The organism is Halohasta litchfieldiae (assembly GCF_002788215.1).
Taxonomy (GTDB): domain Archaea; phylum Halobacteriota; class Halobacteria; order Halobacteriales; family Haloferacaceae; genus Halohasta; species Halohasta litchfieldiae.
Genome location: NZ_CP024845.1, coordinates 1,529,026 through 1,543,521, shown reverse-complemented (window position 1 = coordinate 1,543,521; position 14,496 = coordinate 1,529,026). Strand labels below are relative to the sequence as shown.

Annotated in this window: 11 protein-coding genes; 3 read left to right on the top strand and 8 right to left on the bottom strand. The window is 56.2% G+C overall.

Annotation, left to right across the window (positions count from 1 at the left end):
- Positions 1–454: 454 nt before the first annotated feature.
- Together HALTADL_RS17320 and HALTADL_RS07770 are read right to left on the bottom strand one after the other, a co-directional pair.
- Entirely contained in the window at positions 455–1,195 is a 741-nt protein-coding gene (locus HALTADL_RS17320; RefSeq protein WP_162551698.1) for a hypothetical protein, read from the bottom strand.
- Between the two features lie 434 nt (positions 1,196–1,629).
- Complete coding sequence (locus HALTADL_RS07770) at positions 1,630–1,884, bottom strand: FHA domain-containing protein (RefSeq protein WP_143054199.1); 255 nt, start codon at positions 1,882–1,884, stop codon at positions 1,630–1,632.
- A 171-nt stretch (positions 1,885–2,055) separates the two neighbouring features.
- Here HALTADL_RS07770 and HALTADL_RS07765 point away from each other — a divergent pair, with 171 nt between their 5' ends.
- A complete protein-coding gene (locus tag HALTADL_RS07765; protein WP_089673843.1) occupies positions 2,056–2,295 on the top strand; it encodes a winged helix-turn-helix domain-containing protein in 240 nt (79 codons plus the stop codon).
- A gap of 1,093 nt (positions 2,296–3,388) precedes the next feature.
- Here HALTADL_RS07765 and HALTADL_RS07760 read toward each other — a convergent pair.
- From HALTADL_RS07760 to HALTADL_RS17310, 5 genes are all read right to left on the bottom strand, one after another.
- Positions 3,389–3,919, bottom strand: coding sequence for a hypothetical protein (locus HALTADL_RS07760; RefSeq protein ID WP_089673842.1), 531 nt, complete (start codon positions 3,917–3,919; stop codon positions 3,389–3,391).
- 1,316 nt (positions 3,920–5,235) lie between these two features.
- Positions 5,236–5,490 (bottom strand): hypothetical protein, encoded by a 255-nt coding sequence (locus HALTADL_RS17315; protein WP_143054197.1) that lies wholly within the window; start codon positions 5,488–5,490, stop codon positions 5,236–5,238.
- A gap of 919 nt (positions 5,491–6,409) precedes the next feature.
- Positions 6,410–7,747, bottom strand: coding sequence for an ISH6-like element ISHla10 family transposase (locus HALTADL_RS07755; RefSeq protein WP_100190881.1), 1,338 nt, complete (start codon positions 7,745–7,747; stop codon positions 6,410–6,412).
- A gap of 98 nt (positions 7,748–7,845) precedes the next feature.
- Complete coding sequence (locus HALTADL_RS07750) at positions 7,846–11,268, bottom strand: hypothetical protein (protein ID WP_162551697.1); 3,423 nt, start codon at positions 11,266–11,268, stop codon at positions 7,846–7,848.
- Positions 11,168–11,548 (bottom strand): hypothetical protein, encoded by a 381-nt coding sequence (locus HALTADL_RS17310; protein WP_162551696.1) that lies wholly within the window; start codon positions 11,546–11,548, stop codon positions 11,168–11,170. The genes HALTADL_RS07750 and HALTADL_RS17310 overlap by 101 nt, the downstream gene beginning before the upstream one ends.
- 778 nt (positions 11,549–12,326) lie before the next feature.
- Here HALTADL_RS17310 and HALTADL_RS07740 point away from each other — a divergent pair.
- Together HALTADL_RS07740 and HALTADL_RS07735 are read left to right on the top strand one after the other, a co-directional pair.
- Positions 12,327–13,028 carry a hypothetical protein gene (locus tag HALTADL_RS07740; protein WP_089673630.1) on the top strand — a complete coding sequence of 234 codons (702 nt, stop codon included), beginning with the start codon at positions 12,327–12,329 and terminating at the stop codon, positions 13,026–13,028.
- Positions 13,029–13,051: 23 nt separating this feature from the next.
- A complete protein-coding gene (locus HALTADL_RS07735; protein ID WP_089673631.1) occupies positions 13,052–13,486 on the top strand; it encodes a dual specificity protein phosphatase family protein in 435 nt (144 codons plus the stop codon).
- 17 nt (positions 13,487–13,503) lie between these two features.
- On the opposite strand, the gene HALTADL_RS07730 is transcribed toward HALTADL_RS07735, so the two are convergent.
- Positions 13,504–14,481, bottom strand: coding sequence for an IS1595-like element ISHli6 family transposase (locus tag HALTADL_RS07730; RefSeq protein WP_076612019.1), 978 nt, complete (start codon positions 14,479–14,481; stop codon positions 13,504–13,506).
- Positions 14,482–14,496 lie beyond the last annotated feature (15 nt).

Here is a 14,496-nt window from a genome sequence, read left to right as displayed (position 1 = left end):
CCGATTCGACGAAACTTGAAATTGCTGTGGGGCCACTGGTGTTTTCGGAGCTGTTCTTCGAGGTTTCGTTGATGGAGATCAGTCGGAGTAACAACCAAATGATGCGGCGTTAATGAACGACCGGTCTCGTCCCAGAGGTGGCTGAGATCTCCAACATGGATCTCAAATGGGAGTGTATCACTTGACAGAGATTGGGTTTTGGCGTGAGATTGCATACTGTGTATATACGTCGATTAAAACTAATTGGCGTATACCTACAATATTTATAGACAATCACTCAATCATACCGAGAAATATGCCAACTATTTTGATCAGTCCCCCTGCTAAAGCTAGTTTATTTTAATGATGCGGTGACACACATAACAGAGAGTCATGAGATTGTTATGATATTGGCTTCTACAGCCGAGAGACCAGCATTGACTCTCTGAACGGACGAATATGGTGGGCGGCGAGATCACTCAAACTCTAAATCTTGGATATTCTGGAATAGTGACTCGACTAATCCATTTGTCTGAGGATCCTCCGACGATTGTCCATGCTCTCGTTTGGAGATTTTAGCAAGATTAAGCCGATGAATAATCGGATGGAGTTCTTCAGGATAGTCTGCAGCCGTAATCAAGTACTCCCGGTTGCTCCCATCAGGCTGTGGCTGCATAGGGTCGATCACCTCAAATTCTTCCGGCGGGTCATTATTATCACTCGCCGAATCCGTCACTGGTGAGGTCTCTTCGGGGTCTGTCTCGTCTGTGTCGACGTCGTCGGTGGTGGCGGGCTCTCCGTCTGCATCTTCACCGGTCGGCTCTTCTACGGAAAGATTATCGAGAGATTGTTGGCTCTCTCCGTCGCCGGTGCTCTCTTCTGCGGACTTGTGTGTGATTTCCTCGCTATTCTTGCGTGGTCTCCCTTGTCCAGTATACAGACCAATCGGGAAATCATAAGCTTGGGCCCGGTATTTATACAAATACGCAGTTCGAGCGTTGATATCAACGATTTTAGCGACAGTTTCCCGATCACAGCCTCGCTTTATCGCCAATTCAACGATCTTGTCTACAGTCCGTTGGACGATTTCTTGGACCTCATCTGGGACCCGTCGTTGGGAGATGTCGATCTGATGGGGGAGTCCCCACTGTCCGGTCTCTGCATCTTGATCAATGAGTTGTGTCTCTTGGGTATCGATCTCTGTATCAATTCCCATAATTCGATACAGTCGCTCTTTGACTGCCTGTTGTGTTTGATCCGGGCTCACTCGGTCAGCGATTTCGGCGATCGTTAGTGGACCGTTTTGTGTGAGAAGATGTATGATTTCGATATCGGTCTCGATCAGTTTGGCTTTGGCTTCGTCGCTGATATCGACTGCTGGTGTCTCGTCGCTTGGTCTGTTATGATGCCAGTTGTGACAGTGTCGACAGAGCGTAATCAGATTTGGGAGATCATGGACCCTACACTCAGTCGGGTTGTACGTTTTGTGATGGACCTCCACGGGGATGATCCCGCCAGCATCTGGACCTTTTGTTCCGCAGAGTTGGCAGGTATGTTCGTCTCGTGAGAGTGCCTTATTTCGTCGAGTGGGCGGAATCTCATCACGGTCGGGGGTCTGCTCTCCATCTGGTGTGTCAGCTGCGTCTGACATTAGGCATCACCCTCTTGATAAAGTGGAGTCGACTTTTTGAGATAGGTACCGTTCAACTGGGTTTCAGTGTGAGATTTTTTCTGTTCAGCGGAGCTGTGGACGTGACAGATCACGTTTTTGTTTTCCGAGACGAGGATGTTGCGAGCGTGTTGCTCGATGGTACTGTCTGCAAGTGCTTCGTGCTCAGCGTTGCCGACCATCGCTACTAGCGACTGACCGTCAGCAATTTCAAGATTCGATTGTAATTGTCTCATGGGTTTGGTTATGAAAGCCCAGCCTACGTGTCTCCAACACGTGGGCATTTGACTGAAATGCCCTAGTGGCCGGTGCTTCCTACCATATGCTATGTAGCATAAGGTTATAAACGTTATTCCTATGGCAAAGCGGCAAAAGGCTCAAATTAAAACCATGTGTCTCTGTACCTGATGGATGAAGATCGGCATCGAAATGAGGATGGCCAATACGAACCAGCATATAGCGATGAAGATATATTAAGTGCTGTTAGGAAGCATGAACCAGCAGCAACTCAAGAGATTGCTAACGAATTTGATATAGCCAGGCAGAGTGCCGACTATCGCCTGAGAAAGTTAGTCAAACAGGGAACAGTCAATAAAAAGAAAGTGGGGAACTCGTTGGTTTGGTCAATAGCAGACGATTTTGAGTAAGTCTTTGCGACCCCTGTGTCGTGACCGAGCAAAACCGTAGCGCAGGTCACCCCGAGTGAAGACAATATAATGAGATGTTCCTGGGCGAGGGACGCGCGCGGATCAGTCTTGACAGATGGGGGGAGTTTGATTTCGGAATCGACCGGTTTCCCGGGTCTCATGTCCATCCGAGACGGGCCCTGAGGAAGAAAAAGCGGCCCGAGAGACACGGCAAATCCCCATCCCGAAAGCCGAGGCCGCGCTGGGCGACAACAACCACCGGCGGGGTGGCGACCTGTCGAGCGGGGCCCAACCCCCAACTCCTGTCGTGGAGCTCGAACCCAGGGGTCGCGTCGTCGGCCCGATTTCTGCTGCTGGCGGGGTGGGACTGAAAGGGGCCAGCCCGCTCGCGTTTACGTGGTCGGGTGAGACGACCCCTATCTGCGAGGCAAACTCAGGCAAACTCGGCGGTCAGATATGTCGCTCAGCGACCGCGAGCGGGCTGGGGGCTTTCAAGGCGGTCACTCCCACGTCGACGGCGTCGACATCAGTAGTTCTGTGGGCAGTGGGGGTGGCATGACGACGACCCCCCTCTTCACACACAGCGAACTGTTCAGGGCGTGGGGCCAACGAAGATCGACGAGTCGCAGTCATCACACAGCGCCGATCCTGAATGGCGGCTCACGCGGTTCGTCGTCGGGTCGCCACAGTTCGTACAGGTATTGGGCATGGCAGGCTTCACCCCAAGACAAAGGGCCCGCGTCGACCGCCTCACCAAACACAGTAGGCTGGGATCGCGCCCGCCTACGGCAGGCACGATGGAACCTTGCAGGCAAGGGCCTACCTGCGAGAGACAAGCATACCGCCGAACCCACGGCTCGGGCGGTTTCCTGGAGGCCAAGGGCATCTGTACCGACCCGGTGTCGGTGGCGCGCGATTGGAGGTGGGCGCGCGCCACCGGTGTCGGGTCGGTTTCCCTGCGGGCGATCATCCGCGCGCGATCTCGACGCGCGCGGACGTAGCCGTCGTCGGCGGCGAGGTCGACGCCGAGCGTCGAGGATTCGCCAACGGGCCGTCGACGTGGGGCCGGACCCCCTATCGTCGTCGGACCTAGCTATCGGTTGTGGGCACAGTGACCACACCGGCGCTGTTCGACATCGCTAACATGAACACGGTCGCCGTGGGGTGTCCGGCGGGTGATCGGCGTCACCTGTACCTCGATGGCGTAGTGGCCACAGTTCGGACAGGCGTTGTCCGAGTCGTTGACGTGAGCATCACCGAGGGCCTTCGTCTTGCTGGCGGCGTTGGCGTGCCGACAGTTTGCTTGTCGCCGCTCCTTCGCGCGCGTCCCGTTCGGGGTTCCTCGTCGGGCGACGTACGCCTCGTTGGCCTCACAGTGTGAACAGTGGTCACCGTGGGGGTCGGTCTCGATCACGTCGCCGGTCTCCGTGATGAGGACTCTGAGGGAGGTGTTGGTGGCGGTCATGTCGATACTGAACACCGCACGCACGTCTTCGCCGTCAACAGCCGCGTCCACGTGGTGATTCAGCCGCCTGAAGTCATCATCGCGCATGAAGGCTTTGATCACGTCGTCGGTCTTGGTTGCGGGCTGTGCCTCGGTCGCGGTCATGGTCTCTGGAGCCATATCTGACACAAAGCAGCCCCCACATACGTTCGTTCAGTCAGCTCCGCTGACCGACGAGCACGCCACGGCGCGCAGGAGCCATCGGGGCCGCGATCACACCGCGCGCTCGGCAGGAGGGGAGAGCGCGCGGTGTCAGATCGCGCCGATGGTGGGCGACGATATGTGGGGGCTGCGACTGTCAGATATGGCTCCAGGAGTCGACACAGAATCGGGGAGAAATCGGCGGTCCAACAGGTGGGGGTCGGCCCCCAACAACAGCACTGACCAGTATATACGAAACTCGACAAAACCTACCTTCGAGTCGGGGCGACCCCGCCCGCCGTTTCTGTGGTCGGGGGTGGAGCCTGACCGAGACACCTACCGACCTACCACCGAGCGTATGTGTCGGGCGGCGGAGTTCGACGCCGCCGAAACCAATCCTGACCGGCGAGCGTTACACTTCGCACACGGGGTCTCCGAGTAGAGTAGGTGGCCGCCGAAACAGCGTCGTCGGTCGGGGCGTCTCGCCGGGCACAACCACCCCTGAATCAAAGTGAGGTTGGCGGTGATCCACCGAGTCATTTCGGCGGTCAGTCGGGAGTCGAAACAGCGCCGAATCCCACCCGGTCGGGCAGGCTGAATCCACGCGTTCGATGGACACTGAGGGGGTCCCAATCTTAGGTCTTCTGCGGTCCTTAGAACCCCGCTACCCCACCGCCCTTGTATCACAAATTAGAGACAAACACAACCGCCCCACTGACACTGCTGGCCCAGCTGAGAGCAGCCAAAACCTATCAGGTAGCGTAAACACCACTACGACTAGTTCCACCACTGTTGTCGTCGGTAGTTCCACCAACCCGACTGAGAACAGTAGCCCCCACAGTCCAACCCCCACACCCAACAAGCCACACCTGAGAGTAATGAGGATTCATGAATCGAAGGGTGTGTCTCGCCATACTGATTGTCCCTATGGCACCACTGGGAACAGCCCCATCGTAGGAGCCACGAACCCCACTGTGCCACCCACACGATCACGCCCCAAATGGCTGTATCACAATCCTGAGAAAAATAGCCGAGAAGGTGGCCCCACAGCGCAGTCACACACTACCACCAACTATGGCTCGAACCACGGCGACCTCCCCACACTAACGCCCAGCATTGAGTGGTCGGCCATCGAGACGAGACTGCAGGTGCGATACAACAGCCACCGAATCACCTGTTGTCCCAACGGGCCACAACTAGGTTGCCTCCCCACTGAGCCAACACCCGAACCACTGCGAACACCCTGTCTCGAAATCCTGATAGGTCGAGACAGTTCGGTGGTCCGACCCACCAAGCTAAGCAACCAGCCGCCGGAGCCGATCCGTGTTGTCGGCCCACTGCTGGACACCCACAATCGGCGTCCATTCGAGTCGCCACTTGGGCCTCGAACCACACCCAACTGCAGGGGTCATTGCAGTCGTCAGTGAGCCGGTGGTCAGCCACTCATTCGAGTGGTCGGTTGGTGGCCTCACCACCGCTGGTGAGTGGTCCTGTCGGTGGGCCCAGTTGCCACCACATTCCGGTCGATCCGTCTGCTGACCAGTTCCCAAACTCGGCGGCGTTCTAGTCGTCGGGACACCAGTCCTATCAGGATACGTATGTAGCCGTCGCTGTCATCGACGGCCATCTGTGTCGGGCCCCATCGGTTCGACACCACCCCTCGGTGCCGCTGTGACAGACACCTCGGTTCCGGTGCAGTTGCCTTGCAATCCATTCACACTGAGGGGGGCCAACTACCCCTATTCTCAGGTGGGTAGTTGGGGGTCCAACCGCCACCCACTCAGGGTCGGTGGCCAACCTCCATCTGGGCAGGTGCCTCTGTATCACAATCCAAACAAATTGTAGTTAGGCCGATGTGGCCCTCTAGAACTCTCCGTCAGGCTTGACCCCCCTTTACTCTAGACGTTAGCCGGATTTTGAGGGGGATGGTGACACCCTCTTCAAAATCGATGAAATCGGCATACAGCAAGGGTGTCACCATCCCCTTACATGATGACACCCCGACGCCGTATGCCAGTTTCACAGTTTTCCACAAGCATAAGAATTTTTATAGAAAAGACGATTCTGGGCAGGGATGGTGACACCCCCACGCAGTACTGCGATTTTGGACAGATATGGTGCTTTGCTGTAAAGATAAGGTGTCACCATCCCCCTAAAGATGGTGACACCCCTACGTTGTACTGCGGTTTTAGGTAGATAGGGGTGTTATTTTATCTTCTTGGTGTCACCATCCCCCTAAAGATGGTGACACCTTCACGCCGTACTGCGTTTATTATATAAAATTAAATCTCATTAAAATCAGTAGCGGGACGAAATACCGATATGATTCAGGAGTGAATACAGAAGTTGATGGTAGAATTTAGCTTAGAAGAATGGGGATTAAGACACCGAGAGAAAGAATTGTAGATGGGAGATTAGAATATGATGTCCAACGAGTTGATTAAATTGTTGGTCGTGTTGCAAAGCGGTCTAGACTTTGCCGCTGGTACTCTCAATTGAGAGGTCACAGTTGATTGCTGTTTTGGTCGAACGTTGGAGCAGTTCGTCGAGGAACGCTTGGTAGTACTCGGGGTCGGCGTACTTCACCAACCGAAGTTGGAGTATCGCTTCCAATCCCTCTGCTGTCCAGCGCATCCACTGGTTCTTGCACCGCTTGCTGACCTCGCCCATCAGTCGTTCGACGGGGTTCGAGGTCCACGGAACCTCGAACCCCTCGACAGCGTGCTCGGCGAACGTCACAATCGACGGCAGCCACCGCCGAAGATACCCTGCAGCCTTTGCTGACCCGAACTGCTCCAGTTGCCACGCTGTCTTCTCTAATCGCTCTCTCGTTCGCGCGATCCGCGAGCGGATCGCCGCGAACTCCTCCGCTGGACGATGCTTCGCCACAGAGTTCTTCAGATGGAACACCTCGTCGATCACCTCCGAAACGATCTCCTTCCGACGGTCCAAGGAGAAGACGCCATCGTCCCAGAGGGTGTTACCCAGCGTTCGGCCGACGTGGACGAGATCGAGCTGGTGGTCACGGTTTTCGTCGGTAAAGGCTGTGACGATGCCGCTATCAGCGTCACTGACGACCGTCGCGTCGTCAGTGACTGCGCCGATATCATCGAGTTCGGCGGCAGTTTCGTCCCAGTCAGCGTTGACCGACAGATCCAGCAGGGAGCGTGACTCTTCGGCGGTGTCTTCGCCGAGCGTTGCTTGGACGGAGTGGGACGAGCGGTCGTCGTCTTGGCTGTGGCACTTTGTCCCGTCAGGAATGACGGCGTCAGCGTCTGTGCCAGCGACACAGTCTGGAAGGAACTGTTTGAGCTTGTGGCCGTATTTCTTGGCACGGCGGTTGATGGTGGTCGGCGACGGCATCGAGACGAAGCTGTCGCCGTGATTGGCAGCGTCTCGATAGCTGAGCGAGGTAGCGAGATCGACGCTTTTGGCGGCGATGTCCTGCTGATAGCGGTTCTGCCCGTCGAAGTCGAGAAAGTCTTCGACGGGCCGGAAGTAGCTGGATTCGTCTGGGGAAGCGGCTGTATCTTCGACGTAGTGGAGAGAGAACTCGTGTTCTCCGGCAGTTGTGACAGCTGTGCGGGTGTCGGTGCCGGCGCGTTGGAAGCGCTGGTCACCGTTGCCATGTGCGTGTTTCTCACCACAGAGCGCCTCGACGCTGGCGGCGTCGAGGCTCTCGACCAGCGATTCGAGAAGGACTGCTTCGAGGTTCTGGTCAGTGACGGCCTCGGCAAGCGTGGCGAGCGGTAGCGTTTTGTCGTCGTCGATACTCAGTTCGAACCGCACGTCGATTGTGGCGTGCATGGGGTACCTCGGTTTGGACACCAGAGGCAACCCCGCCTTCACGGGAGTCAGTTACTACTGAACTCTAGAGGACTTTGCGACACGACCAAATTGTTTAGCTATTCTATTTCCATATCAACCAAGTCATATCCCTCATCTGATAGTCTAATTCCAGCAAACCCTTTCTTCCGCTCACCGCGCACAGTGTATCTGCTATGCGTTAGTTCAAATTCATTTTCGAGGATATCTTTGAAGTTCCCTATCCGATGATTTTCCCACACATCTTCGCTTACTTCATTGAGCTCGATATCGTTTATTTTAGCCCATGTGTTGAATGCATCGTATAGAGTTCTTTTGTGCTCTTTCAGCTCTTTTGACCCACTACCATCTGTGTTCGTGAACTCCTCGACGAACTGCAGCACTGCCTCCCGATCTACGTCGACATCGTCGTTGTCGTCGTCGGGCTCGGTGGGACCATTGTATGTCCGGAACTTTTCATGTGGGTCGTCTGTCCCCATCTGATCCATGACTTCATGGAAGTTCGTACCCCCTTCGACCTCGACGGAATCCTCACGCTCGTCGGGAATATCACGGTTGGCATTGCGGCGCTCTTTGAGCTCGTCGACATCCTCGTCGGAGTCGTCTTCGACTGGGATCTCGGTTCCGTCACTGTCGGTTCCAGCTGGCTCGTCGGTCGCTGTTGTGTCGCCCTGCGTTGTCTCCGTTTTCTGAGAGGTCGCCGGACTCTCATCCGCCGAGTCGTCCCCGCCCGGCTGGTCGCTGGCCGAGGTGTTGTCGTCGTCATCAGCGAGGTACTGTTCGACTGCGGGATCGGTCTCACCCTCACCGGTCGTAGCCCCACTGTCAGTCGACGTCGAATCAGTATCGGAAGTCGACGCAGCCTGACTGTCTTGTGGGCTATCATTGGATTGCTTAGTCGATCCATCGTTATCTGCTGACGTGTCTGTTGTATCAGATTCCGTATGCCTGTCACCGTAGGGGTCCCACTGGATATCGATAGCGTAGTCGGCCTCGATATGATCACAAACCTGATACAGTCGCTCTTTGGTGAGCGCATCGAACTCACCGTACTCGCCGTCGATGGTTTCGATGCCATCACCATCGGTGGCCAGATCGTGTTTGCGAGCGTACGCAAGCAGGGCTTTGTTCGGGGGTGCATCATCGACGATTCCTTGTTCTCTGAGGGAGGCCCAATAGACGAACTGCTCCCAATCCGAGAGCTGTCCTTCAGGGTCTTCTGGGAAGCGTTCACCCTCCCGAACAAGCACCCCCGTACTGGGTGTGTAGGTCACCTTGCGTTTGTGGCAGTAGGCCTTCTCGGGAGAGATCACGACGAAGTAATCTCTCGACTCTCCGATATGTCCGAACGGACTGACGCCTCGGTAGCCTTCGTCCAGGCCGAACACGTCACGCCACGTCAGGTCCCACATATCAGCATCCGTAGATGAACCGCCTTCCATGCTCGGGAGATCCGAGTCGAATCCACTGCCTGTCGTATCGAGATATGGAGCCTCGACCGACTCGCTCAACGCGGTGTGGTTGGGGGTGATCGTCGGGAGGTAATTCAACACTGTCTGTCTGAGTGGGACCGTCTGTGAGGTGGTGGTGTCGTCGGCCTCGCTGTCGACAGTGAGCCCACCGACTGCTGGTGTGTCGACATACCGTTGGGGATCTGCGTATGCAAGGTCCCCATCCAAGGCAAGGTTGGTCACCCAGTCGGTCGTCGGGGTGAGTCTGTCGACGTGGTCGCTGGCCCACATCGCTGGTGGGGCGACCGTCGCTAGCCCATCCGAGAGGTAATCATCGAGATCGTATTTGATCTCGCCAAACCGTGGCAACTCAATGAGGTAGGTCTCGAAGGCGCGGTCGGGAGTTGCATACCCACAGGCTTCGGGGTGGACCCGGTGGCTCTCGCGGTCGGCTACGGCGCTTGGTGTAGCTTCGCCTTCGACGGTGTGAATTTGATCCGCTGTCTCCGTTTCCTCCGACTGGTCGGTGTCTGTACCGTCTTGGGACTGACTTCGCTCAGCGCCGCGTCTGCGCGCTTCCTCGTCAAGTTCGAGGGCGGTTTTCAGTGCGCCGTTGAATCCGGGGCCTTTCTGGTTGACCGTAATCGCTCGGTCGGCGTTGTCGTCTTCCAGGGAGTCAATCTCAACTGGTTCCCGTTTGTCTGCGTCTTCCTCGGGGTCGTAGTTAGCGGCGTACTCCGGGGTGAACCGCTCTGGGACTGAGGTAGTCGGTGGGTCGGCATCCTGAATGATGAAGACCTGTGGCACGTCATTCGAGACGATTAGATCACGCAGGATGGGGTAGTGTTCGTCTTTGAATTGGACAGTCACCGGCGAGATACACGGGATGTCGTGTTCGTGGGCGGTGATTGCATCGGCAATCCCCTCGGTAATGACCAGTGGTTTGCCTTCCTCGATGGTCTCGGTGCCGTAGATCGGCTCTTCGATGTGGGCCTCTTTGGGCTTGAGGTATTTTGTCGGGCGGTGGAAGTCCGATTGTTTGTCCTGTTCCATGTCGGTGTCTATCGACCGACTGATCAGGAACACGGGCTCACCATCGGCGTCGAAATACGGGATGATGTAACGGGCCTGCATGAACGGCAACAGCCCACCGTCGCCAATATCGTTGAACAGGCCGGTCGCAAACAACTCCTTGATCGAGAAGCCTTCATCCAGGAGGTGTTCGCGCAGCGAGTCGGTATCGCGTGGGGCCCAGCCGAGTTTCTTCGATTCGATTGTCTCGGGACTCCACCCACGGTTGTCCCGTGTCTGGTAGTTGTACAGGACCATGGATTCGCTGTCGTCGGCGTCGGTAGCGTCTTCGTCGGGAGTAATTACTGAGTCATTACTCTGGTCGCCGTCTTCGTCGGGAGTAATTACTGAGTCATTACTCTGGTCGCCGTCTTCGTCAGAAGTAATTACTGAGTCATTACTCGCAGTCGTTGCATCGATCTCCCGACTCGCAGCTGGCGAGATTTCGTATTCGGCCCGTCCATCCTCGGCAGTGAGGTTCTGTTTGATTAGGTCAGCCCGCTCGTTGAACTCGACGGCGGTGCTGGTGTCGGCGTCGTATTCCGGATCGCGGAAGTATTCCCGTGGCGTTTCGGGTTTGCGGTAGGCGGCGTTGGGGTTGTCGCGGTTCCACTCTCTGTTTTCAGGGATCTCGGCGTCAAGCTGTTGGTGGAAGAATTCGATAGCCGCTGCCATTGCCGCCTTGATCCGGTGTTCTTCGGGTGGGTCGACGGCGAGTTCGGCTTCGAGTTCCGAGTAGTCTTCATCAAGATAGTCCTGTTTGGTCTTGGTGGGAGTCGTGTCTGTCTCGGTCTCTTCCCCCGTCTCTGATTCAGTCTCCGTCGACTCGTCGGTGGGTGTTGCGGTGTCGTCTTCGTCGGCGTCGGCGTCTTGATCGTCGCTAGTTGCTGTGGTCTCGGCAGTCCCGTCTGTGTTGGCCGCTGTCTGCGGTTCGTCTGTGTCGGTGGTAGGATGTATCGGCTTCGGCGTCCGATTGCTCACCAGCCGATTCTGCGGCGTCTGTGTCAGCGGCAGTCTGTGCGGGGGCTTCGTCTGACGTGTTCGAGGTGTCGGCCCCATCACTTCCATTTTCACTCTCAGCACTTTCCCCACCTTCCTCACCCGTGGTTGCTGGGCTGTCGTCTGCAGTCTCGGTGTCGATTGATTGCTCACCGTCTCCGTTGTCGCCTCCATCATCGTCATCGTCGTTGTCGTCGGTGGTTTCACCGCCGAGTTTCCGGGTGATCTCTGGGCCCTCGTCTGTGGCGGGGTCGTTGATCACATACTGGCCGTCTGACTCAAACGCCGGAGAGTAGATCTCGCCTCGTGAGACTGCATCCTGGAGTATCTCTTCGGCTTTGCCGAGTGGCTTCGGGTCTGCTGAATAAGATTATCTCATGTATGGTGGTTGCGACTTTGTATGGCTTCGAACGCCTGAGTATATTATTTTTATTTGTTAATATTGCAGTTGTAATATAAATAAGACCATGAAGAATACGATACTAGAGATAATTACGACGCGTCGAAACCAACCAACACGGAAGCACCAGTATTGCTCTCGATCCGACGGATCAGGATACTGGCACCTCATCTATGAGTGGGTAGACGGTTCGTGGCAGATCGTAAGCCGCGACCCACTCGACGAGATCGAGATCGACATCTCCAACTCGCGTAGTGATTGCACACCAACCCCACTCGTTGAGTGTCCTGTGTGTGGTCGGACTGGACTTCCCGAACGGATCGCCCAGCACAACTGTACACCAAGGTCGACACAGTAAGCTAGGAGTCAAAGATACAACCAATATAAACACACCAAGCCATTACCAACAAAAATATATGGTTACGGGTGTTGTATAACTAGTACTAGTTGTTATTCACGCATCTCCGCTCGCTCTCGTAGGCTGTTTTCGGTGCTATCATAGAGTATAAATTGGCTATCGACTCATCTGGTGAGTTCCTCAGTCGACCGCCCGACGCGGCGATCAGTGGTGAGAGGAACAGCAAGACAGCAGAAGAGTGAGATTGAGAACTAAGATAGAGCACCTCGCACCTCCAAACAGATGGACGACCAGTTCCGAACACGCTCGTGTTTCGTCGGAATCGGCGCCACCGGTGCCGAGCGCATCGGTGACGGCATCGAACGTCGTGACGCAAGTGCCACGATGGTTCCGGACGAAGTTCCGGACCCAGCCGACGCCGTCGTCGACTGCACGGGGTCGGTCACCGACGACCAGTTTTCGGAGTTCGACGTCGTCGTCACAACGGGGAGCGCGGCGGTAGACGATGCCGTCGACACTGTAGTTCGTGTTGGTGATGCGTGTGCTAGCGATGCCGTCACGATAGCCGTCGTCAACGGTGACCCAACGGCGACCGATCTGGCCCGTCTCGAAGGTGCCTTCGGGACCGTTGTTCCACTCGAACAAGAGGGGAAGATTAGAGAACACGCAACGGACGTATTCACACTGTTTTCCCAGCCGATGATGCTACACGCAGACTACGCTCATATCAACTCGAACCTGCGAGAAGCCGGCGTCATAACGTTGTCCCGGGCAGTCCGCACTCGTGAAGAACTTGCTGCACTCGTCGACGACTGTGGTGGTCCCGAAGAGGTGGTACTGGGGTATGTCGAGGCTGGCTCCGAATTCACGCTAGCGGACGCAGAAACGCTCGAAGCCCAGTTCGAGACTCCGGAAATCGTCACCGGCCAGACGACATTCGACGACCCATCCAAGTGCCGATTGACACTGCTACGGAGGATGTGATACATGGACCGGGTTGCTGAGTCGTGTTTGTCGGCACCATCGAAGACGCTGATAGAGGGGCATTCCTAGAGAATCACGGCATCGAGACCGTCGTTTCCCTGACCCACAGCCCTCCTGACACCGGGTTTCCAGAGACAGTGTCAGTGAGGCAGGTCCCGCTTACCGACGGTCCACAAAACGATCGATCACAGTTTGAGACGGCCGTCGACACACTGGTCTCGGCGCTTGAATCCGGCGAGACAGTGCTAGTCCATTGTTCTCGTGGTGCCTCCCGGAGCCCCTCGGTTGCGGCCACTGCTCTCGTAATCGTACAAGACACCAGTATTGAGCAAGTATTCGAACAGGCCGCAGACCATCGCAAGGCGTGTGATCCCCACGAGGCACTAGTCCGGCAGGCAGTGGCCGCCGGCAGGCAGTGGCCGTCTACCAGGAGTGGTAGAAATTGTTGGCTCAATTAGAGCGCAACAGGTCGCTCTTATGTAGAGCTGTGGAATCCCCCAATAGCAAGGCAGTCGACGAGGAATTCGAACGATGCGCCGACGAGATTCACTGAGCGGACGATGCCGAAGGTGTGAGCGGCCTGCTCCAAGCCGTGCTTGGAGAGGCCGCGAAACTTCCGGAGCCACGGCTTGACAAGCGAAAATAAGCACTCCACTTGGTTGATGTGGATTCCTTCTGACGAGACGTACGTCTCGTCGTGAATCACGATCTTGTGGTCGTGTTCCATCCGACGATATGCTTGGAGACCGTCTGTCCAGACCTCTCCCAGCGGCTGGGAGAGGTCGGCAGTTTCCTCTATTACAGGCTCTAAATCGGTGTCATAGTCGATACCAAGTTTCCCCTGAATCACTCGGAGCGCGTCGCGGCAGGCCGCGACGAGCGTCAGTTGATCGCCGTGACGACCTTTCCAGCGTGATCGTCCAGTCCGGGACGACCCGCCGCGATGACGGCTGTCTCGCGGCGGGTCTTGGCCTTTGAATCCGGAACAGACCTTTCCAGACTCGTCGATCTGCGTTGGTCCAGAGATCGCGTGCTGGAACTGACTCCAGACGAGGGGGAAGCCCCGGTGAACCGCGGCTTCAACCTCTCGAATCGCATAGAAGACCGTCTTGTACGCACGATCTAGTATGACCTCGATATCCGAGATATTCAGCAAGGTATCCGCATAGAGCATGAACGCGAGAAGCACCTCTCCGCAGGAGAGGTGTTTCTCGTGAAACGGTGTACCGTAGGTATAGACGGGCTTAAACGGACAATTGCGACAGCAGACTCGGTCAGATGATTCCCAAGTGTAGAGGCTTGGGTTGCCGCACCGAGGGCAGGTTGTACTCTCCCAGAACTGCTTGAGTCGCCGCTCGATGGCCGCATCGAGCGGCTCCGTGTTGATTGTGATCACGCCCAGATCGACAAGCTGGCGAAGCATCCGGCCGAAGGCTGGATCTGAGGAGGACATACTCCCTCATTTGAC

Excerpts from the sequence above, each read along its gene's own strand:
- HALTADL_RS07730 (WP_076612019.1), bottom strand. The coding sequence starts at position 14,481 with ATGTCCTCCTCAGATCCAGCCTTCGGCCGGATGCTTCGCCAGCTTGTC.
- HALTADL_RS17320 (WP_162551698.1), bottom strand. The coding sequence starts at position 1,195 with ATGGGAATTGATACAGAGATCGATACCCAAGAGACACAACTCATTGAT.
- HALTADL_RS07760 (WP_089673842.1), bottom strand. The coding sequence starts at position 3,919 with ATGGCTCCAGAGACCATGACCGCGACCGAGGCACAGCCCGCAACCAAG.
- HALTADL_RS07740 (WP_089673630.1), top strand. The coding sequence starts at position 12,327 with ATGGACGACCAGTTCCGAACACGCTCGTGTTTCGTCGGAATCGGCGCC.
- HALTADL_RS07755 (WP_100190881.1), bottom strand. The coding sequence starts at position 7,747 with ATGCACGCCACAATCGACGTGCGGTTCGAACTGAGTATCGACGACGAC.
- HALTADL_RS07765 (WP_089673843.1), top strand. The coding sequence starts at position 2,056 with ATGGATGAAGATCGGCATCGAAATGAGGATGGCCAATACGAACCAGCA.
- HALTADL_RS07770 (WP_143054199.1), bottom strand. The coding sequence starts at position 1,884 with ATGAGACAATTACAATCGAATCTTGAAATTGCTGACGGTCAGTCGCTA.